22 protein-coding genes, 1 other RNA gene and 1 pseudogene are annotated in these 21,308 nt (G+C 68.9%); 12 read left to right on the forward strand and 12 right to left on the reverse strand.

The window, feature by feature from the left end; genetic code table 11:
- Positions 1-14: 14 nt before the first annotated feature.
- Together glnA and BO226_RS10910 are read right to left on the reverse strand one after the other, a co-directional pair.
- Positions 15-1,352 (reverse strand): type I glutamate--ammonia ligase, encoded by a 1,338-nt coding sequence (gene glnA, locus BO226_RS10905; protein WP_071935203.1) that lies wholly within the window; start codon positions 1,350-1,352, stop codon positions 15-17.
- Positions 1,353-1,437: 85 nt separating this feature from the next.
- Positions 1,438-2,988, reverse strand: coding sequence for an alpha/beta hydrolase (locus BO226_RS10910; protein ID WP_083543620.1), 1,551 nt, complete (start codon positions 2,986-2,988; stop codon positions 1,438-1,440).
- 185 nt (positions 2,989-3,173) lie between these two features.
- On the opposite strand from BO226_RS10910, the gene panB reads away from it, so the two are divergent.
- From panB to pip, 4 genes are all read left to right on the forward strand, one after another.
- Positions 3,174-4,034: a 3-methyl-2-oxobutanoate hydroxymethyltransferase gene (gene panB, locus BO226_RS10915; RefSeq protein ID WP_024101318.1), complete on the forward strand. Its 861-nt coding sequence runs from the start codon at positions 3,174-3,176 to the stop codon at positions 4,032-4,034.
- A gap of 112 nt (positions 4,035-4,146) precedes the next feature.
- Entirely contained in the window at positions 4,147-6,849 is a 2,703-nt protein-coding gene (locus BO226_RS10920; protein WP_071935205.1) for a cation-transporting P-type ATPase, read from the forward strand.
- 71 nt (positions 6,850-6,920) lie between these two features.
- Entirely contained in the window at positions 6,921-7,361 is a 441-nt protein-coding gene (locus tag BO226_RS10925; protein WP_033097808.1) for a hypothetical protein, read from the forward strand.
- Between the two features lie 51 nt (positions 7,362-7,412).
- Entirely contained in the window at positions 7,413-8,324 is a 912-nt protein-coding gene (gene pip / locus BO226_RS10930) for a prolyl aminopeptidase (RefSeq protein ID WP_442977406.1), read from the forward strand.
- Between the two features lie 7 nt (positions 8,325-8,331).
- On the opposite strand, the gene BO226_RS10935 is transcribed toward pip, so the two are convergent.
- The 4 genes from BO226_RS10935 to rnpB all read right to left on the reverse strand — a co-directional run bounded on the left by BO226_RS10935 (position 8,332) and on the right by rnpB (position 11,238).
- Positions 8,332-8,937 (reverse strand): CHAP domain-containing protein, encoded by a 606-nt coding sequence (locus BO226_RS10935; protein ID WP_071935207.1) that lies wholly within the window; start codon positions 8,935-8,937, stop codon positions 8,332-8,334.
- Positions 8,927-10,336: an RNB domain-containing ribonuclease gene (locus BO226_RS10940; protein ID WP_071935208.1), complete on the reverse strand. Its 1,410-nt coding sequence runs from the start codon at positions 10,334-10,336 to the stop codon at positions 8,927-8,929. Before BO226_RS10940 ends, BO226_RS10935 begins: the two co-directional genes overlap by 11 nt.
- A 43-nt stretch (positions 10,337-10,379) precedes the next feature.
- Positions 10,380-10,562, reverse strand: a complete 183-nt coding sequence (locus tag BO226_RS10945) for a hypothetical protein (protein WP_071935209.1) — start codon at positions 10,560-10,562, stop codon at positions 10,380-10,382.
- A 268-nt stretch (positions 10,563-10,830) separates the two neighbouring features.
- Positions 10,831-11,238: RNase P RNA component class A (gene rnpB, locus BO226_RS10950), an RNA gene on the reverse strand.
- 55 nt (positions 11,239-11,293) lie between these two features.
- Between rnpB and BO226_RS10955 the strand changes: the two genes are divergently transcribed.
- The 4 genes and pseudogenes from BO226_RS10955 to BO226_RS28070 all read left to right on the forward strand — a co-directional run bounded on the left by BO226_RS10955 (position 11,294) and on the right by BO226_RS28070 (position 12,652).
- Positions 11,294-11,815, forward strand: coding sequence for a DUF1697 domain-containing protein (locus BO226_RS10955; RefSeq protein WP_019289801.1), 522 nt, complete (start codon positions 11,294-11,296; stop codon positions 11,813-11,815).
- A gap of 84 nt (positions 11,816-11,899) precedes the next feature.
- Entirely contained in the window at positions 11,900-12,118 is a 219-nt protein-coding gene (locus tag BO226_RS10960; protein WP_071935210.1) for a hypothetical protein, read from the forward strand.
- Positions 12,118-12,287: pseudogene (locus tag BO226_RS28065) on the forward strand (lipase family protein); the annotation flags it as partial. The gene BO226_RS10960 and the pseudogene BO226_RS28065, both read left to right, overlap by 1 nt.
- 119 nt (positions 12,288-12,406) lie before the next feature.
- Positions 12,407-12,652: a lipase family protein gene (locus BO226_RS28070; protein WP_071935211.1), complete on the forward strand. Its 246-nt coding sequence runs from the start codon at positions 12,407-12,409 to the stop codon at positions 12,650-12,652.
- Between the two features lie 133 nt (positions 12,653-12,785).
- Here the strand turns inward: BO226_RS28070 and BO226_RS10975 are convergent, their stop codons facing one another.
- The 3 genes from BO226_RS10975 to BO226_RS10985 form a co-directional block, all read right to left on the reverse strand.
- Positions 12,786-13,946 (reverse strand): bifunctional RNase H/acid phosphatase, encoded by a 1,161-nt coding sequence (locus BO226_RS10975; protein ID WP_071935212.1) that lies wholly within the window; start codon positions 13,944-13,946, stop codon positions 12,786-12,788.
- Positions 13,943-14,680 (reverse strand): zinc ribbon domain-containing protein, encoded by a 738-nt coding sequence (locus BO226_RS10980; protein WP_006554428.1) that lies wholly within the window; start codon positions 14,678-14,680, stop codon positions 13,943-13,945. Before BO226_RS10980 ends, BO226_RS10975 begins: the two co-directional genes overlap by 4 nt.
- Positions 14,681-14,754: 74 nt before the next feature.
- Positions 14,755-15,903, reverse strand: coding sequence for a Nif3-like dinuclear metal center hexameric protein (locus BO226_RS10985; RefSeq protein ID WP_071935213.1), 1,149 nt, complete (start codon positions 15,901-15,903; stop codon positions 14,755-14,757).
- Between the two features lie 75 nt (positions 15,904-15,978).
- Here BO226_RS10985 and BO226_RS10990 point away from each other — a divergent pair, with 75 nt between their 5' ends.
- Genes BO226_RS10990 through BO226_RS11005 form a run of 4 tightly spaced genes read left to right on the forward strand, consistent with a single transcriptional unit; the run spans position 15,979 to position 18,400 of the window.
- Positions 15,979-16,677 carry an HAD hydrolase-like protein gene (locus BO226_RS10990; protein WP_071935214.1) on the forward strand — a complete coding sequence of 233 codons (699 nt, stop codon included), beginning with the start codon at positions 15,979-15,981 and terminating at the stop codon, positions 16,675-16,677.
- Positions 16,667-17,137 (forward strand): low molecular weight protein-tyrosine-phosphatase, encoded by a 471-nt coding sequence (locus BO226_RS10995; RefSeq protein WP_071935215.1) that lies wholly within the window; start codon positions 16,667-16,669, stop codon positions 17,135-17,137. Before BO226_RS10990 ends, BO226_RS10995 begins: the two co-directional genes overlap by 11 nt.
- A gap of 28 nt (positions 17,138-17,165) precedes the next feature.
- Positions 17,166-18,002: an SURF1 family cytochrome oxidase biogenesis protein gene (locus BO226_RS11000; RefSeq protein ID WP_071935216.1), complete on the forward strand. Its 837-nt coding sequence runs from the start codon at positions 17,166-17,168 to the stop codon at positions 18,000-18,002.
- Positions 17,999-18,400 (forward strand): DUF5655 domain-containing protein, encoded by a 402-nt coding sequence (locus tag BO226_RS11005; protein WP_081263469.1) that lies wholly within the window; start codon positions 17,999-18,001, stop codon positions 18,398-18,400. Before BO226_RS11000 ends, BO226_RS11005 begins: the two co-directional genes overlap by 4 nt.
- A gap of 327 nt (positions 18,401-18,727) precedes the next feature.
- Here BO226_RS11005 and BO226_RS11010 read toward each other — a convergent pair whose 3' ends face one another.
- From BO226_RS11010 to BO226_RS11020, 3 genes are all read right to left on the reverse strand, one after another.
- Positions 18,728-18,979: a hypothetical protein gene (locus BO226_RS11010; RefSeq protein WP_071935217.1), complete on the reverse strand. Its 252-nt coding sequence runs from the start codon at positions 18,977-18,979 to the stop codon at positions 18,728-18,730.
- A 217-nt stretch (positions 18,980-19,196) separates the two neighbouring features.
- Positions 19,197-20,054 (reverse strand): GIY-YIG nuclease family protein, encoded by an 858-nt coding sequence (locus BO226_RS11015; protein ID WP_156895165.1) that lies wholly within the window; start codon positions 20,052-20,054, stop codon positions 19,197-19,199.
- Between the two features lie 259 nt (positions 20,055-20,313).
- Entirely contained in the window at positions 20,314-21,300 is a 987-nt protein-coding gene (locus BO226_RS11020; RefSeq protein ID WP_071935219.1) for a hypothetical protein, read from the reverse strand.
- Between the last annotated feature and the right edge of the window lie 8 nt (positions 21,301-21,308).

Below are 21,308 nucleotides of genomic sequence, written 5' to 3' on the forward strand. Positions count from 1 at the left end.
GCTTCCATCGTCGCTTACAACCCCAGGTACTGCTCGAGTTCGAAGGGGGTGACCTGGCTGCGGTAGTTCTCCCACTCCCGCCACTTGTTGCGCAGGAAGTAGTCGAAGACGTGCTCACCGAGGGTTTCGGCGACGAGTTCGGACTTCTCCATCTCGCGCAGCGCGATGTCGAGATCGGTAGGCAGTTCGCGGTAGCCCATGGCGCGACGCTCGGCGGAGGTCAGCGACCACACGTCGTCCTCTGCTTCGGGGGCGAGCTCGTAGCCCTTCTCGATGCCGCGCAGACCGGCCGCGAGCAGCACTGCGAAGGTCAGGTAGGGGTTGCACGCCGAGTCGGGGGTGCGGATCTCCACGCGACGCGACGATGCCTTGTTCGGCGTGTACATCGGGACGCGCACGAGCGCGGACCGGTTCGACGGGCCCCAGCACGCGGCCGTGGGTGCCTCTCCCCCGTGCACGAGACGCTTGTAGGAGTTGACCCACTGGTTGGTGACGGCGCTGATCTCGTTGGAGTGCTCGAGGACACCGGCGATGAACGCCTTGCCGGTCGCCGAGAGCTGCAGCGGGTCGTCGGGGTCGTGGAAGGCGTTGGTCTCGCCCTCGAACAGCGACATGTGGGTGTGCATCGCGGAGCCGGCGTGGTCGCGGAAGGGCTTGGGCATGAAGGTGGCCCGCACGCCCTCCTGCATCGCGATCTCCTTGACCACGTAGCGGAAGGTCATGACGTTGTCGGCCATGGACAGCGCATCGGCGTAGCGCAGGTCGATCTCCTGCTGGCCCGGTGCGGTTTCGTGGTGGCTGAACTCCACCGAGATACCCATGGATTCGAGCGCGTCGATGGCGTGACGCCGGAAGTGCGGGGCGGAACGGTGCACCGACTGGTCGAAGTAGCCGCCGATGTCGGCCGGCACGGGTGCACTGCCCTCGGGGCCGTCCTCGACGAGGAAGAACTCGATCTCGGGGTGCACGTAGCAGCTGAACCCGAGATCGGAAGCCTTGTTGAGCTGACGCCTCAGCACGTGGCGGGGATCGGCCCAGCTCGGGGTGCCGCCGGGCATGGTGATGTCGCAGAACATCCGGGCCGAGTACTGGTGGCCCCGGTCGTCGCTCCAGGGCAGCACCTGGAAGGTGGTGGCGTCGGGACGCGCAACCATGTCGGCTTCGGAGATGCGGGAGAAGCCCTCGACGGCCGAGCCGTCGAAGCCGATGCCCTCCTCGAAGGCCCCTTCGAGTTCGGCAGGCGCGATCGCCACCGACTTGAGAGTGCCGACGACGTCGGTGAACCACAGACGCACGAACCGAATGTCGCGCTCTTCGAGGGTGCGGAGCACGAACTCCTTCTGGCGATCCATACCCGCGAGACTAGGCACAATCCGTTAATTCCGTGTTACATCGGCAGGCGCATCCGGATGGCGTGTCGCTCACACGCCCCTCCGGTCAACAGCGAGGATCCCGCGCGGGCACCTCGAGATCCACCAGATAGCTGGTCACAGCGGTGTCCACGCACTCGTTGCCGTCCAGGGCGACGGTGTGCTGCGTTCCCTCGAAGGTCACCAGGACACCACCGAGCCGGGCGGCGAGTTCGACCCCCGCGTCGTAGGGGGTCGCGGGATCCCCGGTCGTCGAGACCACGAGCACGGGCGGCAGATCGCGAACGTCGGGAGTGTGCGGTTCCCCCGTGGCCGGGACCGGCCAGAAGGCACAGACGTCGAGGGCCGCCGATCCGGTGCCGCGGCCGTCGTCGAGGAAGGGTGCGGCCGCGCGGAACCGCATGTCGAGTTCGCCCGCGAGCGCCCGGTCGGTCACCGGTGGGTCGTCCACGCACCGGATCGCGTTGAAAGCGTCGGTGATGTTGCTGTAGGTGCCGTCCTCGCCGCGCCCTTCGTAGAGATCGGCGAGCCGCAACAGGGTGTCGCCGGTGCCGGTGGTCGCGAGCGCCTCCAGCCCACCGCGCAGCGAACCCCACAGGGTCGGCGAATACAGGCCCTGCTGCACACCGGTGATGGCGTCGCGGTGGCTCAGTCCGCGCGGATCGGTGGTCGGTGCCGGAGCGTCGAGCAGCGGGTCGACGAGCCCCCGGAACCGCTCGGCGGCCCGGGCCGGATCGGTCCCGAGCGGGCACCCCGCGTACTGCGCGCAGTACGCCGCGAACTCGTCGAAGGCCTTCTGGAAGCCCACGGCCTGCAGCACGATCTCCTCGACCGGGTCCTGCTCCGGATCGATCGCACCGTCGAGCACCATCGCCCGCACCCGGCCCGGGAAGGCCTCGGCATAGAGGGTGCCGAGCCGGGTGCCGTAGGAGTAGCCGAGATAGGTCAGCGCGTCGTCCCCGAGGACCCCGCGGAGGACGTCCATGTCCTGCACGACCTCGCGCGTGCCGAGGTGCGCGAGCAGATCCGTGCCGTTGCGTTCGGCGCACAGCTCCGCGTACTCCTGATTGCGCTTCTCCGTCGCGGCGATGCCCTCAGGGCTCGTGTCCCCGTCGTCCACAGCACGGTCGGCGTCGAACTCGGCGTCGGTGAGGCAGCGGACCGCCGGTTCGGACGATCCGACACCGCGGGGGTCGAAGCCGACCACGTCGAAGCGGTCGGCGAGGACGGTGCCGTCGGCCGCGAGCGCGGTGGACAGTCCCGAGGCGCCCGGGCCGCCGGGGTTGACCAGCAGGGAACCGATCCGGTCGCCGCCGGCGGGCAGTCGCGACACCGCGAGGGTGATCACCTCACCGTCCGGGTCCTCGTAGTCGAGGGGAACCTCGATGCGTGCGCACTCCACACCCTGCCGCACCATCATCGGCCCGTCCGCGCCGTACGACCCGCACGACTCCCAGTCGACGTCCTGCTCGTAGAACCGCTCGAGTCCCGGGACGACTCCGACCGCCGACGGCTGTCGCTTTTCCTGCGCGGTGTCACCGCACGCGGTCGCCGCGGCGGCGGCCACGAGCGTCAGGAGGGACAGACGACGGATGCGCGCGCGAGCAGGGTGGGGCACGATCCGATCGTGCCATGCCCCGGTCGGCCTGCAGCGGCACGACCTGCGCTCCCTTCCGAGCGGTCGTGCGGTGTGACGAATCGCACCGCTGCGCGGCCTTCGTCCGTCCGAACCCGAGTGGCAGACTGAGACAGTCATCACCCGACCCGGGGACCCCGAGGGCCTCGAGGAAGAAAGGGACAGTGATGTCCGAGAACATGACGTCCGTATACGGTGGCGCGGCCTCCGCCGCAGCCCCTGCAGACACCCCCAAGCGCAAGACGCGAGTCCATCACCTGCAGGCGATGAAGGCCGAAGGCCGCCGCTGGGCAGAGTTGACGGCCTACGACTACTCCTCCGCCCGCATCTTCGAGGAGGCCGGTATCCCGGTCCTGCTCGTGGGCGATTCCGCAGCCAACGTCGTCTACGGCTACGACACCACGGTGCCCGTGACCGTCGACGAACTCCTCCCCCTCGTCCGCGGCGTCGTGCGCGGTGCTCCGCACGCGCTCGTCGTCGCCGACCTGCCGTTCGGCTCGTACGAGGCCTCGCCCGAACAGGCCCTCGCCACCGCCGTGCGGTTCATGAAGGAAGGCGGCGCCCACGCGGTGAAGCTCGAGGGCGGCGAGCGGATGGCTCCACAGATCGCCGCGATCACCGCCGCCGGCATCCCCGTGCAGGCCCACATCGGCTTCACCCCGCAGTCCGTGAACACGCTCGGCGGGTTCCGCGTGCAGGGCCGCGGCGACGGCGCCGAGCAGCTCGTCGCCGACGCGATCGCCGTCCAGGAGGCGGGTGCCTTCTCCGTCGTGATGGAAATGGTGCCGGCCGAGCTGGCCGGGCAGGTCACCCGCAAGCTGAGCATCCCCACCGTCGGCATCGGCGCGGGCAACGAGTGCGACGCGCAGGTGCTCGTCTGGCAGGACATGGCCGGCTACACCAGCGGCAAGACCGCGAAGTTCGTCAAGAAGTTCGGGCAGGTCGGCGACGAACTGCGCCGCGCCGCAACACAGTACGCAGCAGAGGTCGGGCAGGGCACCTTCCCGGGGCCCGAGCACTCCTTCTGACGATCGCTCGTTTGCCGAGGGGCACCACCGACCGCGGTGGTGCCCCTCGTGCGTCCGGGATCACCGCCGTCCCGGGGTGCCCGCGGAAGCGACACTGAGTAAAATTTCGGTAATGGGCCACCCCTGGCACGCACTCGATTCCGGTGACACGCTCGCCCGGCTCGAGACCACCGAAGCGGGACTGACCACGGCCGAGGCGACCCGCCGGCGGGAGCTGTACGGACCCAATGCGCTGCCCGCTCCCCGCTCGGATCGCTGGTGGTGGCGACTGCTGCGACAGTTCCACAACGTCCTGCTGTACGTGATGATGGCGGCCGCTGTCGTCACCGCGTTCCTGGGCCACTGGATAGACACGGCAGTCCTGATGGGTGCCGTGATCGTGAACGCGCTCATCGGTTTCGTCCAGGAGGGTCGCGCCGCGTCCGCGCTCGACTCGATCCGTGCCATGCTCGCGCCCCGGACGCGGGTCCACCGCGACGGCCGGATCGTCGACATCCCCGCGGCAGATCTCGTGCCGGGCGACGTGGTGCGCCTCGCCTCCGGCGACCGCGTCCCCGCCGACCTGCGGATCCTGAGCTCGCGTGAGCTGCGCATCGACGAGGCGGCCCTGACCGGTGAATCCGTGCCCGTCGCCAAGACACCGGACCCGGTCGACGCCGACACCGAACTCGGCGACCGCAGATCGACGTGCTTCACCGGCACCGTCGCGGTTTTCGGCCAGGGTGACGGCGTGGTGATCGCGACCGGCTCCGACACCGAACTCGGCCGCATCAATGCCCTGTTGTCGGGTGTCGACCGCGCGGCCACACCGTTGCTCGAGCAGATCGGCCGCTTCGGCCGTTGGCTGGCGGCGGTCATCCTCCTCGCGTCCGCCGTGACCTTCGCGCTCGGTGTCGTGTGGCGCGGCGAGAGCCCGGCGGAGATGTTCACCCTCGTGGTCGCGTTGGCCGCCTCCGCGATCCCCGAGGGACTCCCGGCCGTGATGACCGTGGCCCTGTCCCTCGGCGTGCAACGCATGGCCCGGCGCAACGCCGTCATCCGGCGCCTTCCTGCCGTCGAGACCCTCGGCTCGGTGACGGTGATCTGCTCCGACAAGACGGGCACGTTGACCCGCAACGAGATGACCGTGCAGAAGGTCGTGTGTGCGCACCGCACCGTCGAGGTGGGCGGTGTCCGTTACGCGCCGATCGGTTCGATCATCGCCGCCGAGAGTGGCGATCCGGTCGATCCGCACACCGACCCGGCACTCGATCTGGCCGTCCGCGCCGGTGTCCTGTGCAACGACACCGAGGTGGTCGAGGAGGACGGCGTGTGGGAGGTGCACGGCAACCCCACCGAGGCAGCGCTCGTCGTCCTCGGCCGCAAGGCCGGCCTGCCCACCGCGGCGGCCCACGAGCGGTGGCCGCGCCTCGATGTCGTCCCGTTCGAATCCGAACACAAGTTCATGGCGACCCTGCACCCGCACGACGACGGTCGCCGCGAACGCATCCTGCTCAAGGGCGCCCCGGAGCGGGTCCTCGTCGCCTGCACCGGCCAGCTCGGCGCCGACGGCGTGGTACGCCCCGTCGACGAGGCCTACTGGACCCGCCGCGCCGACGAGATCGCGGCCCAGGGCCTGCGCGTGCTGGCCCTCGCGTTCCGCGACCGCGAACCGGAGGACGGCGTGCTCGCCTTCGAAGACGCCCGGCACGACTTCACGATGCTCGCTCTGGTCGGCATCATCGACCCGCCGCGCGAGGAGGCGATCACGGCGGTGCGCGAATGCCACCGCGCCGGGATCACGGTGAAGATGATCACCGGTGACCACGCCGCCACCGCCGCCGAGATCGGGGCGCAGATGGGTCTCGGCACGGGTTCGCGGGCGATGACCGGCGCCGAGATCGAGACCCTCGACGATGCGGAACTGCGCCGGGTCGTCGCGGAGACGGACATCTTCGCGCGCACCAGTCCCGAGCACAAACTCCGTCTGGTGCGCGCCCTGCAGGCCGGCGGTCACGTCATGGCGATGACCGGCGACGGTGTGAACGACGCGCCGGCGCTTGCGCGGGCCGACGTCGGGGTCGCGATGGGCATGACCGGAACCGAGGCCGCCAAGGAAGCGGCCGACGTCGTTCTCGCCGACGACAATTTCGCGAGCATCGCCGCCGCAGTCCGCGAGGGCCGCGGCGTCTACGACAACCTGAAGAAGTTCGTCCTCTTCATGCTGCCCACCAACGGCGGTGAGGCGCTGGTGGTCGTCGCCGCCATCCTCTTCCAGCTCACCCTGCCGCTCACACCCGCGCAGGTGCTGTGGATCAACCTCGCCACCGTCAGCACCCTCGGTCTGGCGCTCGCGTTCGAACCGACGGAGAAGTCGGTCATGCTCCGCAGGCCGCGACCGCCCGGGGAATCACTGCTGTCCCGCTTCTTCGTCTGGCGCGTGGTGATGGTGTCGGTGCTGATGATGGTCGGCTCGCTCGGCCTGTTCCTGTGGGAACTCGACCGCGGTGCACCGGTGGAGGTCGCGCGCACGCTCGCGGTGGACGCGATCGTCGTGGCCGAGATGTTCTACCTGCTCAACAGCCGCCGCATCCGCGACACGGTCCTCACCCGCGACGGGCTGTTCGGGAACCGGTACGTGCTTGCTGCGATCGCGGCGTGCGCCGCGTTGCAACTGTTGTTCACCTACGCCCCGTTCATGCAGGCGATCTTCGGGTCCGCCGCGATCTCGTGGGCGGACTGGGGCAAGGTGCTCGCGGCGGGCCTGCTGGTGTTCGTCGTCGCCGAGTTCGAGAAGTGGGTGGTCCGGCGCCTGCGACCGGCACCCGTGTCCTGACCGCCGACGGCCCCGTCCCCGGCCGGTGGCAGACTCGACGACGATCCGACCGTACGACCCGTGAGGTGTCCATGCAGATCCGCTCCAGTCTCGTTCCCGCCGTCGCCGTCGCGCTGGCAGGTGTTCTCGCGGCGTGCGCGCCGGCCCAGGACCCGGCACCGACCGGCACGTCCACCGAGTCCCCGGTGACGACGGAGACGACATCGGCTGCGGGGTCGAGCCCCGCGGAGGCCGGAGCGGGTGGCTTCACCGAGGCGCAGGCCGCAGATCTGTGTGCACGCCTCGAGGGCCAGCTGTCGAACTGGCGCACCTACACCCCCTCGGTGGGGCGCGGTGGCCTCAACATCCTCGTCGGCGAATGGGGTGCGGCGAACGGTGTCGACCTCGTCGCGCTCGCGGGCGACCGGGGCCGCATCGACGCGGCGACCTCCGCGCAGTGCCCGGAGGTGCGCGAGGAGGCCGTGCAGGCACTCGAGATCCCCGATCTCGCGTCGGGCCTCGTCGGGTTCTGATCCGTGGAGCGACGCGAACTGTATCCGCCGATCGAGCCGCACGAGACGGGCATGCTCGACGTCGGTGACGGCCAGCAGCTGTACTGGGAGGTCAGCGGTAACCCGCAGGGCAAGCCCGTGGTCTTCCTCCACGGTGGTCCGGGTGGCGGCACCGCACCCCTGCACCGGCGCTTCTTCGATCCGGGCGCCTACCGGATCGTGTTGTTCGACCAGCGCGGCTGCGGCCGGTCGCAGCCCCACGTGGCCGACGGCGCCGACCTGTCGGTCAACACCACCGACCATCTGGTCGCCGACATCGAGCGGCTGCGCACCTTCCTCGGTGTGGACCGGTGGATGGTCTTCGGCGGGTCCTGGGGCTCGACGCTCGCCCTCGCCTACGCCCAGCGGCACCCGGAGCGCGTCACCGAACTCGTCCTGCGCGGGATCTTCCTGCTGCGCCGCAGCGAGATCGACTGGTACTACAACGGTGGCGCCGGGCAGCTGTTCCCCGAGGCGTGGGAGGGATTCTGCGCTCCGCTTGCGGCCGCCGGGCGGGGCGAGCATCCCGTGGACGTCTACCACCGTCTGCTGCACTCGACCGATCCGGACGTCGCTCTGGACGCGGCGATCGCGTGGTCCACCTGGGAGGGCGCCACGAGCTCACTGCTGCCGAACCCGGATCGCGTCGCGGAGACGGCCGAACCCCGTTTCGCGCTGGCCTTCGCGCGCATCGAGAACCACTACTTCCACCACCGTGGCTTCTTCGACGAGGGCGCACTCCTGCGCGACGCGCATCTGCTGCGCGACATCCCGGGCGTGATTGTGCAGGGCCGCTACGACGTGGTGTGCCCGACGCGCAGCGCGCACGACCTGCACGAGGCGTGGCCGTTCTCCCGCCTGCACATCGTCGACGACGCGGGCCATGCGGCGACCGAACCGGGAATCGTGCACCGGCTCGTCGAGGCCACCGACATGTTCCGCTGACCCAGGATCAGCCCGGCAGCCGCCCGAAGCCGACCACCGCGTCGTCCCCGGTCACGTCGAGTTCGTGGACGCGGATCCGGCCCATCTCGTTGCCGCCGACGGTGATCGCGGAATCACCGTCGACGGCGACGACGATGTTCGTGTGCTCGCGCTGACCGACGCCGATCCTGTTGTGGTACAGCACCACATCGCCGACCTCCGGCCGGTACCCCGTGCCCGCCGGTTCGTAGCGGTCGGCTTGCTCGTAGAACTCACCGAGCGTGAACACGCCGGGGATCCGCCAGTGGCCCGAATGCGGATTGGACAGCGGCACACCGGCTTCCCGCATGATCCAGCTGACGAAGTCGGCGCACCACGGTTCGCGGACACCCTCCGAGTAGAACGTGCCGGGATTCTGCGCCTCGTGCTGCTCCTCGAGCAGTTCGACGATCCGCACCTGCGTCGGTGTCAACGCCGAGGTGTCGATCTCGGGGAATGCCGCGCTGTCCCACGGGAACAGCCGGTTCGGCAGGATCCACCACACGAGCACCGCGAGCGCCGCGCACAACGCGACCGCGACGGTGAGGACGGCAGCGACCGGCCGTCGCCGCCGCCGCGGCGTCTCACCGATCATGGTCGAAACGGATCTTGCGTGCCTGCGGGTCGGCGAGGGTGAGCCGCACCCGCACCGTGCTGCCCTCCTCCGGTGCCCCGCCGCACGGGCCGATGACGGTCTCGGAGGCGACGAACACCTCCGCGTCGCGCCGCTCGGTGGCTTCCTTCAGGACCGTCGCCTCGAAGGTCTCCCCCACCCGTGGCGCGAGCACGACGGCCTCGGTCAGGTCGATGCACGCGCGGTTCACCTTGCCGGCGAGCGAATCGGTCGACGACATGATCTTCGGCATCGCGGACAGTTCGGCGCGCACCGCCTCCGGGACGGGCAGACCCGACGACACCGCGAGGCACACCTCGGTGGCGTATCGGTCGGACAACCGGCGCAACGGCGCGGTGACATGCGCGTAGGGCGCGCCGATCGCTCCGTGCAGGATGGTCTCGGGCAGTTCACCGTCGAAGGCGGCGTAGGACGCCCCGCGCAGTAGCGTCGGCGCTTCGCTCATCAACACGAGCGTGCGCGGATCGTGGGCGTCGAGTCCGGCGAGGAAGGACCCGACTCCCATCTCCGGCGGCCACGGCACGTCCAACGACCGAGCGGTGCGACGCAGCCCGTCGACCGCCGCGGGATCGGCGGCGGGAAGGGTGCGCAGCAGACCGACCCCGGCGTCGATCATCATCTGCGCGGCGCACATTCCGGTGAGTAGCGAGATCTCGGAGTTCCACTCGTCGGCCTCGGTCCGCGGTTCGATCTGCAGCCTCCAGCCGTCGCCGTGCGGCACGACGTCCTGCGTGGGCAGACGCAGTTCGATCGCGCCGCGCGCGAGCGCCGCGGCCGAGCGCAACCGGCCGAAGTCGGGCAACGCCTCGACGGACGGATGCAACCTGTCCGCGTCGGCGTCGCGCTGCACTCCGGCGTAGTCCATGCGCGCGACCGACCGGACGAGCGCACGCCGCACGCTCACCGCGACGGGCTCGGCGCGGTGGTCGGTCTCGATGCGCCACAACACCGCCGGACGGACGGCGTCCGGCAGCAGGCTCGCGGTGCCCTCGGACAGCTCGCGCGGATGCAACGGCACCGAGCCGTCGGGCAGGTAGAAGGTCTGCCCGCGGCGGTGCGTCTCGGCGTTCAGTGCGCCACTCGGTTCGACGAGTGCGTACACGTCGGCGATCGCATAGTGCAGCACGAAGCCGTCGTCAGTGCGTTCGAGGTGCAGCGCCTGATCGAGATCCATCGATCCGGGTGGGTCGATGGTCACGAGAGGCAGATCGGTGCGGTCCTCGCGGACGTCCGCGTAGCGGTCGGCCGCCTGCCGTGCCTCGTCGAGGGCATCCGACGGGAAGCCGTCGACGAGGTCGAATTCGGCGCGCACGTCGGCGAAGTCGATCGCCGGCGCGACGACGATGGGAGTGGTCACCACGATGCTCGGGAACTCCTGCGGTTCCGGGTGCTCGTCGTCGGACTCAACCGTTCTTCCAGTCGTCGTCGGCGGCGTCGGCCGCCTTGTTCCGCTCTGCCGCGATCTCCAGCGCCCGCTGAGCGGTCTCCCGATCCGGGTAGGGCCCCATGCGGTTGAGGGCGTGCGGATCCTTGCCCTGGGAGACCTTCCGCGTACGCACGTCGTAGTACCAGCCGTCGTCGCTCATGGTCTCAGTGTGCCCGAACGACGTCCTCGTGTACGGGCAACCCGTCGGCGGGCGTGGCGCGGTACTGTCGGGCCGCACACATGTGCTCGATGTCCGAACGCGCATGTGCTCGATGTCCGAACGAAGGAGCACGCCATGTCCTACATCCTCTACGACGCGTTGCTGCCCTGGCTGGGTCCGGATGCGGCCTCCTACTGGGCGCACCTGCTGGTCATCTATCCGATCTGACCCGACCGGTAGCAACGCGGTGGGATCGGGAGACGCCGGGCGAACGAGCCGGCCTGTAAGCCGGATCCTGTCCCCCGCCGAAACGGGGTGGCGACCATCCATCTGGGCACACCGTCGCCGGGTACCTCGAGCGGTTCACCCGCAGGCTCGGGCGAGCAGCCCTCGAACACCTGCGCAGCCGCACCGCACGCGGTGCGACCTTCAACCTTGCTCCGGGCGGGGTTTACCTAGCCGCCCCGGTCACCCGGGGCGCTGGTGCGCTCTTACCGCACCCTTTCACCCTTACCTGCCGTACGGCAGGCGGTTTGCTTTCTGTGGCACTGTCCCGCGAGTCACCTCGGGTTGCCGTTAGCAACCGCCCTGCTCTGTGGAGTCCGGACTTTCCTCGATTCAGGGCCTGGCACCATCCGGTACCGGTTCCCTGCTCCGCGGCCGCCCGGCCGACTCGTTCGCTCGACCAGACTATCCCGCGGCGTATCGGCGCCGCCAACTACGGTGCACTCATGACGCGACTCGTGGCCCTGCTCCGCGGAATCAACGTCGGCGGCATCCGCATCCGGATGGCCGATCTGAAGAAGGTCTTCGTCGGCCTCGGCTTCGAGAACGTCCGCACCGTACTCGCGTCCGGCAACGTGCTCTTCGACTCCGAGGACGACCCCGCCACCGCGAAGGCCCGGATCGAGGCCGCACTCACCGAGCGGTTCGGTTACGAGGCCTACACCTTCGTCGTCGAGCAGTCGTATCTCGCGCGGGTCGTCGAGGCGTATCCCTTCGACGACGCACGCGCCGACCGGCATTCGTACGTCGTGTTCGTCTCCGATCCCGCCGTACTCGAATCGCTGGCCGCCCTGTCGGACGATCTCGATCCGAATCTCGAGTGCATCGAGGTAGGCAAGAGGGTCCTCTACTGGCAGGTCGTGAAGGGCTCGACGCTCGACAGTGCCGTGGGGAAACAGTCGGGTTCGGCCCGGAACAAGGCGACGACGACCGTCCGGAACCTCAACACGCTGCGTCGACTGGCCTGACAGGGCACGTCGCCGGCCATCGCACCTGCGTACAGACTGCAGGTAGCGTCCCTCCTCGACATTCGGCCCGCCGGAAGGTCCAGGATGCGCAGACGCACCGGAGCATTCGCCTCGATCGCCGCGGCTGCACTCCTCGCGACCACACCGACGGTGGAGACCGCCGAGTCCGATACCGACTTCTACACGTCCCCTCCGGCCTTCGAGACGGCGCCGCTCGGCGACGTCCTGCGCACCGCATCGTCGGTCGCCGCCGTCGTCCCGAAAAAACCCCGGCCGTCCTCGACGCGGCCGTCACCCGCGTGATGTACCGGAGCGGTCTCGACCCCGACGGCCCGATCGCGTTCTGGGGATATTCGCAGGGCGGCATGGCATCCGCCTCGGCCGCCGAACTCGCCGCGACGTACGCCCCGAACTGTCGGTGGTCGGCGCCGTGGCCGGTTCACCGCCCGCCGACCTGGGCGACCTCGCCGTGGCCGGCGACGGATCCCTGCTCTCCGGCGGGATCGGCTGGGTCGTCGACGGTTTCATCTCGGCGACGAGCCGTGGGCGTCGCTGGTCGCCGAGCAGCAACTCAGCAACCGCGCCCCGGCAATGCCGGTCTTCGTGGCGCAAAGCACGGGCGACGACCTCGTGCTCGCCCAAGGGGTCGACCCCATGGTCGACGAGTGGTGCTCGGCCGGCGCCGACGTCACCTACCGCCGCTACGACGTCGGACCCGTTCTGACGAAGACCGGGACGGGCCATCTGATCGGCATGTTCCCGGCCGTCGTCGAAGGCGTCGACTGGCTCGATCAGCGGTTCTCCGGCCGGGAATCCCAGTCCGACTGCACCGCCTGACATCCCGCCGGAAGAATTTCTCGGGACCGTGTAACACCCTCGGCCGGCCGACAGATAGACCTGATGAGTGGCCGCGCAGGCAACCCCCCGACATGTCTGCGCGGCCACTTGTCGTTTCGCGACCGCTACGGGTTCACAGGTGCGAGGTGTCGTTGACGAGCCGCACGGACGAGCCGCCGTCCGCGTAGAACTCGGCGATGCTGAGCGACGCGAGATCCAGGTGCAGGCGGTACAGCAGCGACGGGCCGGACTCGAGCGCCATCTGCAGGAACGTCTTGATGGGCGTGACGTGCGAGACGACCAGCACGGTCGAGCCGGCGTAGTCGGTCAGCAGGTCGTCGCGTACCGAGGCGATCCGCTTGGCGACCTCGTCGAAGCTCTCGCCGTTCGGGGGTCGCACGGAGGTGTCGCCGAGCCAGCGGCGGTGCAGTTCGGGATCGCGACGCGCGGCCTCGGCGAAGGTGAGACCCTCCCAGTCGCCGAAATCCGTCTCGATCAGCCCGTCGTGCACCATCACCGGGAGATCGAGGGCGTCGGCGGCCGCAGCGGCCGTCTCCCGCGCTCGCCCCAGCGGTGACGCCAGCACGGCGGTGATCCCGCCGCGGGCACCGAGTCGCCGGGCCGCGGCGACCGCCTGGTCGCGACCGAGTTCGGTCAGCTCCGGGTTGCCCCGCCCCGAGTAGCGACGCTCGACCGACAGCGAGGTCTGCCCGTGACGCAGCAGCAGAAGACGGGTCGGTGACCCGACCGCACCGGTCCAGCCGGGTGAAGGCGGCACTGCCGGATCGGGCACAGGCACGGCCGGCGGGGTGGCGACGTTCTCGGTCCCCGCATTCGACGGCGCCACGGGACGCGTCACAGTGTCGGACGCGACGTCCAGCAGTGCTTCGGCGGCCGCGTCCATCGCGGCGTTGGCCAACCGATCGGCGTGGGCGTTCTCCGCACGCGGGATCCACGTGAAGTCGACGCTGCGGAACCGGCCGGCCAGCTCACGTGCCTGCGCGGCCAGCGGGATCATGTCGGCATGTTTGACCTGCCACCGTCCGCTCATCTGCTCGACGACGAGCTTGGAATCCATGCGGACGTGCACCTCGTCGGCGCCGAGCTCGGCGGCGGCCGTGAGACCGGCGATCAGACCCTTGTACTCGGCGACGTTGTTCGTCGCGCGCCCGATGCTCGCCTGGCGTTCGGCGAGGACGGTCCGATGGTCGGCATCGAAGACCACGGCACCGTAACCGGCCGGTCCGGGATTCCCGCGAGAACCACCGTCCGCTTCGACGACGACCGTCGTCACAGTCCGGATTCCTTGGTGCGGACCAGGATCGCGTCGCACTCCGGGCACCGGACGAGCAGATCGGCGGGTGCGGCGGCGATCCGGGCGATCTCACCGCGGTCCAGTTCGAGACGGCACGCGCCGCAGCGGCGGGCCTGCAGCAGTGCGGCGCCGATGCCGGACTTCTCGCGCTGCTTCTCGTAGAGCGTCACCAGTTCCGTAGGGAAGACGGCGAGCAGTGCCTCGCGGTCGCTGCGGCACCGCTGCTCGGCCACCTCGATGTCGGCGAGCGCCTCGTCGCGGGCCCGGACGGCGTCGCCGAGCTGGTCGTCGACCTGCGAGACCCGCGCACCGGCGTGGTCGTGGTCGGCCTTCGACGCCTCACGACGCTCCATGACCTCGAGCAGGTCGTCCTCGAGTGCCGCCTGGCGACGCTCGAGGCTGGTGAGCTCGTGCTGCAGTTCGGTGAGCTGCTTCGATCCCACCGAGCCGCTCTGGAGCATCGACCGGTCGCGGTCGGCGCGCATGCGCACGGCCTCGATCTCGCCCTCGAGCTTCCGGATGTCCCGGTCGAGGTCGTCGAGGATGATCTCGACGGCCACCGCGGCGTCCTTGCGCGCGTTGCGCTCGGTCTGCAGGCGGTCCACCTCCTGCTGTTCGGGCAGTGTCCGACGGCGATGCGCGAGGCGGTTCAGCTCTGCGTCCACGGCGGCGAGGGACAGCAGCTTGGCCTGCACGGTGGGTTCGACGTTCACTCGGGTGGTTCCTGCTTTCGATGGTGTGTCGGTGGACCGGGAGTCGGCGGCCACGCGGGACGTGTCGTAGCTGATTACCGTACCGCGCCCGCCGCGGTCGTCCAGGGATCGGTGCGCAACTCGCTGACCCGCGCCCGCCAGCCGTCCCGATCGGCGAACGCCCTATCGAGGACGTCGCGGGCCTGCGCGCACCACGGGTACTCGCTCGCCCAGTGCGCGACGTCCACCAGCGCGGGACCCCCGGCGCGCAGATGCTCGTCGGCGGGATGGTGCCGCAGGTCGGCGGTGACGTAGACGTCGACCCCCTTCGCGGTGGCGAGCCCGAGGAAAGAATCACCGGATCCGCCACACACCGCCACGGTCCGCACCGGCCGGTCGGGGTCGCCCGCACCGCGCACACCCCATTCGGTGGCCGGCAGCGCGGCGGCGACGTCGGCGGTGAACTCGCGCAACGTGCGGGTCTGCGGCAGCTCCCCCACCCGGCCGAGCCCACGATCGCCCGGCAGGTCGGCGAGTTCGATGATGTCGAAGGCCGGTTCCTCGTACGGGTGCGCGTCGCGCAGGGCCGCGAGTACCGCCGCGCGCGACCGGCGCGGCGCGATGACCTCGATCCGGTCCTCGGGGACGCGTTCGAGGTCGCCGACCGAGCCGACGGCCGGGTCCGCGCCGTCGACCGGGCGGAACTGGCCGGTGCCCGTGGTCGACCAGCAGCATTCGCGGTAGTTGCCGAGAGCACCCGCGCCCGCTGCGAACAGTCCCGCGCGCACCGTGTCGGCGGCGTCGGACGGCACCATGACGACCCACTTGTCGGTCGCGGGTTCGGGCTTGGCCTCGAGCGGTCGCAGGCCGGTCAGGCCCAGCGCCCCGGCGAGGGCGTCCGAGACACCGGGGTTCGCACGGTCGGCGTTGGTGTGCGCGGTGAACAGAGCGCAGCCGCCGCGGATGAGGCGGTGGATCAGCGCGCCCTTGGGGGTGTGCGCGCCCACCGTGTCGACTCCGCGCAGCAGCAGCGGGTGGTGCACCAGCAGCAGTTGCGCGCCCCATTCGATCGCCTCGTCGACGACAGCCGCGGTCGCGTCGACGGCGAGCAGCACCTTGCGCACCGGCTCGTCGGGGTCGCCGGCGACGAGTCCCACCGAGTCCCAGCTCTCCGCCAGCGACGGCGGGTAGGCCGTCTCCAGAACGTCGATCACCTCACGCAGCGTCGCCGCCGTCACGTCCACCTCCAGCCGATCCGCTCTCTCCTACGCGCACGACCCTACGCGGCGGAAGACCGAACGAACGGGGAGAATGGCCCGGTGACCGTTCTCGCTGCCACCCAGCCGCTCGCGCTCCCTGCTCCCGTCGTCCTCTTCGATCTGGACGGCACGCTCACCGATTCCGCGACCGGGGTGATCAACGGGTTCCTCCACGCCGCCGAGACGACCGGCTTCGAGGCACCGGACGGCGACCTGCAGTGGCTGCTCGGACCGCCCATGCGCGACACCCTGCAGAATCTCGGGCTCGACGAGGAGCAGGTCGCTGCGGGACTCGCGGCCTACCGGGACTACTACGCCGCCACCGGCTGGGCGGAGAACGCCGTCTTCGACGGCATCGAAGCGGTGCTCGAGGCCGTCCGTGAGGCAGGTAGCCGCCTGGCGGTGGCGACGTCGAAGTCCCAGACGTTCGCCGAACGGATCCTCGACCACTTCGGTCTGACCGGATACTTCGAGTTCATCGGGGGTGCGAGCGACGACGGCGCCCGGCGGCACAAGTGGGAGGTCGTCGCGCACAGCCTCGCCGCTCTCGGGATCGATCCGCAGGATGCCGAGGCGGGCGGCACGACCGGTGTGGTGATGGTGGGCGACCGCGAGCACGACATCCACGGTGCGGGCCGGTTCGGCATCCCCACGGTCTTCGTCGAGTGGGGTTACGGGACCGAGACCGAGGGTCGTGCGGCGGCGCGGACGACCGCCTCGGTCGAGGAACTTCGGGAGGTACTCACGGGTGGACGCTGACGACCGCTTCCACGTGACCTTCGTGTGCACCGGCAACATCTGCCGGTCGCCGATGGCCGAGAAGATCTTCGCCGAGCACCTGCGGCGGGAGGGACTCGACGAGCGCGTCCGGGTGAGCAGCGCCGGCACGCACGGCTGGCACGTCGGGTCCGAGGCGGATCCGCGCACCGATGCGGTGCTGCAGCGGCACGGCTATCCCACCGGTCACTGCGCGGCGAAGCTCGGTGCCGAGCACCTGGCGGCCGACCTCGTCGTCGCCATGACCACCACTCACGAGCGGGCGCTGGCGCAGCTCGGTGTCCCGTCCGATCGCCGTGTGCTGCTGCGTTCGTTCGATCCCGACGCCGACGACGATTCCGTGCCCGATCCGTACTACGACTCTCTCGACGAGTTCGAGCAGGTCCGCGAGCAGATCGAAGCCGCCGTTCCGGGCCTGCTCGAGCGGGTGCGGCAGCAGTGAGACGCACCTCACCGGCTACCGTGGATCTGTGCGCCGATTGACATTTCTCCTACGCCCCGGCTGGCTGGTCCTGGCACTGGTGGTCGTCGGCTTCGCCTACGCGTGCTTCACGGTCCTCGCGCCGTGGCAGCTGGGTAAGAACACGAGCACCGAGGACCGCAACGGTCGCATCGCTGCGTCGATGGCACAGGATCCGGTTCCCGTCGGTGAACTACTGGGCGGCGACGGTCCGATCATCGAGGACGAGTGGCGCCGTGCGCTCGCGCAGGGCTCCTATCTGCCCGAGTCTGATGTGCTCGTGCGGTTGCGCAGCGTCGAGTCGCAGCCGGCCTACGAGGTGCTGACTCCGTTCGCACTCGATTCCGGCGGAACGATCCTCGTCAACCGCGGGTACGTGCGGCCGGTCCGCGGCACCGAGATCCCCGAGATCCCGCCCGCGCCGTCCGGCCCCGTCACGCTCGACGCCCGCATCCGGATGTCCGAGGGAACGGTCGACGGCAAGGACCCCTTCTTCGACGCGGGTTACCAGCAGGTCTACTTCATCGACGCCCCGCAGGTCGCATCCGTCACTGGTCTTGATCTCGAGGACGTCTACCTGCAGCTCGACGCCGACCAGCCCGGCGGTCTCGGCGTGATCCCGCTCCCCCAGCTCGATTCGGGCCCGTACCTGTCGTACGGCCTGCAGTGGCTGGCGTTCGGGATCATGGCTCCGCTGGGTCTGGGCTATTTCGTGTGGGCCGAGCTGCGGGAGCGTAGGAAGTCCAAGGGTTCGCAAGACGGTGGTGACGCAGCCGAGGCCCCGGCGGAAGCGGCACCGCGCACCGCGAGCGAGAAGCTCGCCGATCGATACGGCCGGCCGCGGTGACCGAGCCGACCACCCTGCCCCGATTCGAGGAGCTCCCGATGTACGCGACCGTCGACGACTACCTGGCCGACAAGGATCCGGCCGCCGTCGATGTGTTCCGGCACGTGCGCGCGATGATCCTCGACCTCGGCGGCGACGTCACCGAGCACGTTCACGCGTCGGAGATCTCCTGGTCGCGGGGCCGTCCGTTCGCGGCGGCGTTCGTCTACGCCTCGCGTCTCGAGGTGGCTCTGGATCTGCCGCGGCGCATCCACCACGCGACGCTGCGTGAGGCGTTCCCGAAGAAGGGGACGGTGACGACGCACCGGCTGAGCGTCTCGTCGGTCGACGACCTCGACGACCACTTCGTGGAGTTGCTGAACGTCGCCTACCGCACCGCGGCGGAACCGCGCGACTGACGTCTAGGGGATTTGTGTGGATCGGACCCCGCTAGACGGTGGCCGGATCCACCGGAATCGCTACATGTGATTGTGGGCGCGGAGGGTTTCGAACCCCCGATTAGCCCGAGGTCGGCGGGAGAAGCGGGTGCTGATCAGGAGTTCTCGTGCTTGCCTGATCACGCTCAATCACAGTCATCGACGCATCAGTGTGGGCAAATTGTGGGCACCAGGACTGGTCGTCCAAGGCCATCGCGCCTGCGAATGCACATGCGATTTTGGACGCGAAATCCCCGCTGCCGCACCCCATAGAGATGGAGCAGCGGGGTGCGTCTCGCTCAGCGTCGCTCAGCGCGTTCGAATTTCTCCCAGAAGAGGTGCGAACTCCGGCTCGAGCGCAGGGGCATCCTCCACTGCAACGATCTGGTCTAGCGCGATCCAGCGGATGCGTCCCGTAGACCGCACGGTGACCACCACGGCGGTCTTACCCTCCTCCAGACCGGGAAGCCGGTCGACCACGGCGTCAACCGGCTCACCGCCCGGCGTGTAGATGCGCACGGGGACCTCCCGGTCCTGAAAATCACTCAACATCTTGAACATTTAGAACCCTTCGTTCGGGGCCTAGATGTGGGCCTCCGTCGATGGTTGAGGACGCCGGAACTACGCGCGAATTTCTTCGTGTCACCCCTAAGAAGTGCGACGGAGATCATACCCTGGCCGCTTATTGGTGCATGCCCCGGCCGACCAGCACTGCACAGTCGGCTCTGTGGCCTGAGAGCCAGACTCCGAACCGCGCCGTAGGTATAGACAGCTCGGATTAGTCGTCGGTGACCTCAGCTTCGTTGACTATTACCGAGGACAGCGACAGAGCTCTCGCGACCTCGTCGAGGAAGCGAGTGCTCGTGACGAACCACTCTCGGCCAGCGGTCCGCGCCACGCTACGGTGGTGATCGGCTGCCTCAAGCAGACGGTGGAAGGTCGTCTCTGCCGATGCTGCCGCGCCGGGATCGGTCCGGTAGATGCGAAGCAAGACCGGTTCCTCGGGCAGCGCCGTGGTACGGGTCTGATTCCGGAAGCGGACGATCACGTCGCTGTCGCTCCGGCCGACCTTCATCAAGGTGCGTCCGCTGTCGGGCTCGTACGGATGCAACAGATAGTGCGGGAGGGCATAGACATAGATGCCGACGTCGTTCTGCGCCTCGGCCTTCTCCGTCTCCGCCTTGGCCTGCAGGACCTCCACGCTGCGGGCCGACTCGTCCGAAGCACGCCGTTCGAGTTCGGCGAGGTTGTGTTCGAGGTAGGCGCGGCAGGTCTCCGACCATCCCCCGGTCTTCAGCATGCTGCGGAACTTGCGGGCTACCGCCAGGGCCACGGTCGGGGCCGTAGGCAGATCGCCGTCGAGCAGGCTTCGAATGCGCCGCTCGTACATCCAGACGAAGCCTGAGGTGGACACCTCCAACTCGGAGGCAATGTCGTCGGCAGTCAAACCACGCTGCAGGCAGCGATACACCTCGCCGAGCCGCGACGCATCCTGCTCGAGGAACGCGACCAGTTCGGAGCGGACCTCGGTAGGCGGCCGTATGGGACCGAGCTCGGCTCGAGGCGGGGCGGGAGTTAACACCTCATCACCGCCTCCCCAGCCGGCGTTCGCTGCGCTCGATCTATCCGTCGACATCTTGTGATCGTCCCACCGAATCCGAATCGCCGTGCGCAAGCGCCGCCATACCTAGGAGTCGGAATACGCCCAGCTGCCCCGGCAGTTCGGAGCGCTTCAGAAAACTCGCCGGGCCGACCGGGTAGTCGACCCCAACCCGCCAACGGAGACATTGTTCGGAGTTGCGGGGCCCTGACGGTGAGTTCCGAAGCCTGGCTTATCCAACAACCCCTCATGGACGCTACCCACCGCGCTTGAAGGCGCGTGAGAGAAGTCGTTCTCAACCAGATTGATTCCAAATGATGAGCCCCCCAGGGTTGTACTCGGCTCCATGATTGAGCGCTTCGAGAGGCCATGCCGCCAGAGCATCGAGCCATTCCTCCCGCAGCGGCCGACCGTTCGGGATCGGGATGAAGACGTGCGGCGGAAAGTCATCGCGGTCGCCGTAGTCGAGAAAGTGCTTCCGCTCATCAACTGCTGGCGCATTGGCCATGCCAAGCCGGAACTGGTGCTGGTGACGAATGAGCACAACTGCATCGAGATTCGGGTATGTCACGGCGTTGCCGTATTCGTCTTTGTGGAAACTGTTGGGTGTGAGCAGACCCGACGCCGACGACAGCAACGCCGAAAGTGGCTCGTTGACGTAGTCGTCAACCACGATCATCAAGACTGAGCGAAAGTCCTCGTAGGCGTCGCGGAAACCAGCGAACTTCGCGTCGGCCGAAATCAAGAAGTCTTTGACGGGATTGTCCCGTGGCAGCGTAACGTCGCCGTTCAGATCGGCAGGGGCAACAGGACCCCGCTCCACCATCTGCCAGGGTGCCGACCCGCGGGCGAGACGATGCGATTCCAGGTTCGGAGCTTTGACCTCGACACCCAGGCTGCCTATGCCCGGGACGCGAATGACAGCCTCCGGGTTTCGCTTGGAGCCTACGACCGTCGGTTCCATTTCGAAGATCGCCTCGGCCGCCCACCCATGTTTGGCGAGGTGAGACATCACGAGCAGTTCGGCCAACCACTGGATGATGGCGGCGTAGTCGTCCATGTTCTTCTTGCGGCCTCCCATACCTTCGAGACGCGTCAGCATCTCTTCGGCATAACCGGGCATCATCTGGTCGACTGTGTCCAGGGCAATCAGAGTCAGCGGGGCGAAGTAGGTGGAGCCTTCCGTCCCGGGAGTGAAGTTGTAGCCGAGCCAGTGCCACCTGCTGCGGATTGGGCCGTCCTGTATTCGCTGGAACAGTGCGTTGAGGCGTTCGGTGTTCACAGCCTGCA

Origin of the sequence: Rhodococcus sp. 2G (assembly GCF_001886355.1) — a bacterium.
Classification (GTDB): domain Bacteria; phylum Actinomycetota; class Actinomycetes; order Mycobacteriales; family Mycobacteriaceae; genus Rhodococcus; species Rhodococcus pyridinivorans.

Excerpts from the sequence above, each read along its gene's own strand:
- panB (WP_024101318.1), top strand. The coding sequence starts at position 3,174 with ATGTCCGAGAACATGACGTCCGTATACGGTGGCGCGGCCTCCGCCGCA.
- glnA (WP_071935203.1), bottom strand. The coding sequence starts at position 1,352 with ATGGATCGCCAGAAGGAGTTCGTGCTCCGCACCCTCGAAGAGCGCGAC.
- BO226_RS28070 (WP_071935211.1), top strand. The coding sequence starts at position 12,407 with ATGCCGGTCTTCGTGGCGCAAAGCACGGGCGACGACCTCGTGCTCGCC.
- BO226_RS10955 (WP_019289801.1), top strand. The coding sequence starts at position 11,294 with ATGACGCGACTCGTGGCCCTGCTCCGCGGAATCAACGTCGGCGGCATC.
- BO226_RS11010 (WP_071935217.1), bottom strand. The coding sequence starts at position 18,979 with ATGTTCAAGATGTTGAGTGATTTTCAGGACCGGGAGGTCCCCGTGCGC.
- pip (WP_442977406.1), top strand. The coding sequence starts at position 7,413 with ATGCTCGACGTCGGTGACGGCCAGCAGCTGTACTGGGAGGTCAGCGGT.
- BO226_RS11015 (WP_156895165.1), bottom strand. The coding sequence starts at position 20,054 with ATGTCGACGGATAGATCGAGCGCAGCGAACGCCGGCTGGGGAGGCGGT.
- BO226_RS10960 (WP_071935210.1), top strand. The coding sequence starts at position 11,900 with ATGCGCAGACGCACCGGAGCATTCGCCTCGATCGCCGCGGCTGCACTC.
- BO226_RS10935 (WP_071935207.1), bottom strand. The coding sequence starts at position 8,937 with ATGATCGGTGAGACGCCGCGGCGGCGGCGACGGCCGGTCGCTGCCGTC.
- BO226_RS10920 (WP_071935205.1), top strand. The coding sequence starts at position 4,147 with ATGGGCCACCCCTGGCACGCACTCGATTCCGGTGACACGCTCGCCCGG.
- BO226_RS10925 (WP_033097808.1), top strand. The coding sequence starts at position 6,921 with ATGCAGATCCGCTCCAGTCTCGTTCCCGCCGTCGCCGTCGCGCTGGCA.
- BO226_RS10945 (WP_071935209.1), bottom strand. The coding sequence starts at position 10,562 with ATGAGCGACGACGGCTGGTACTACGACGTGCGTACGCGGAAGGTCTCC.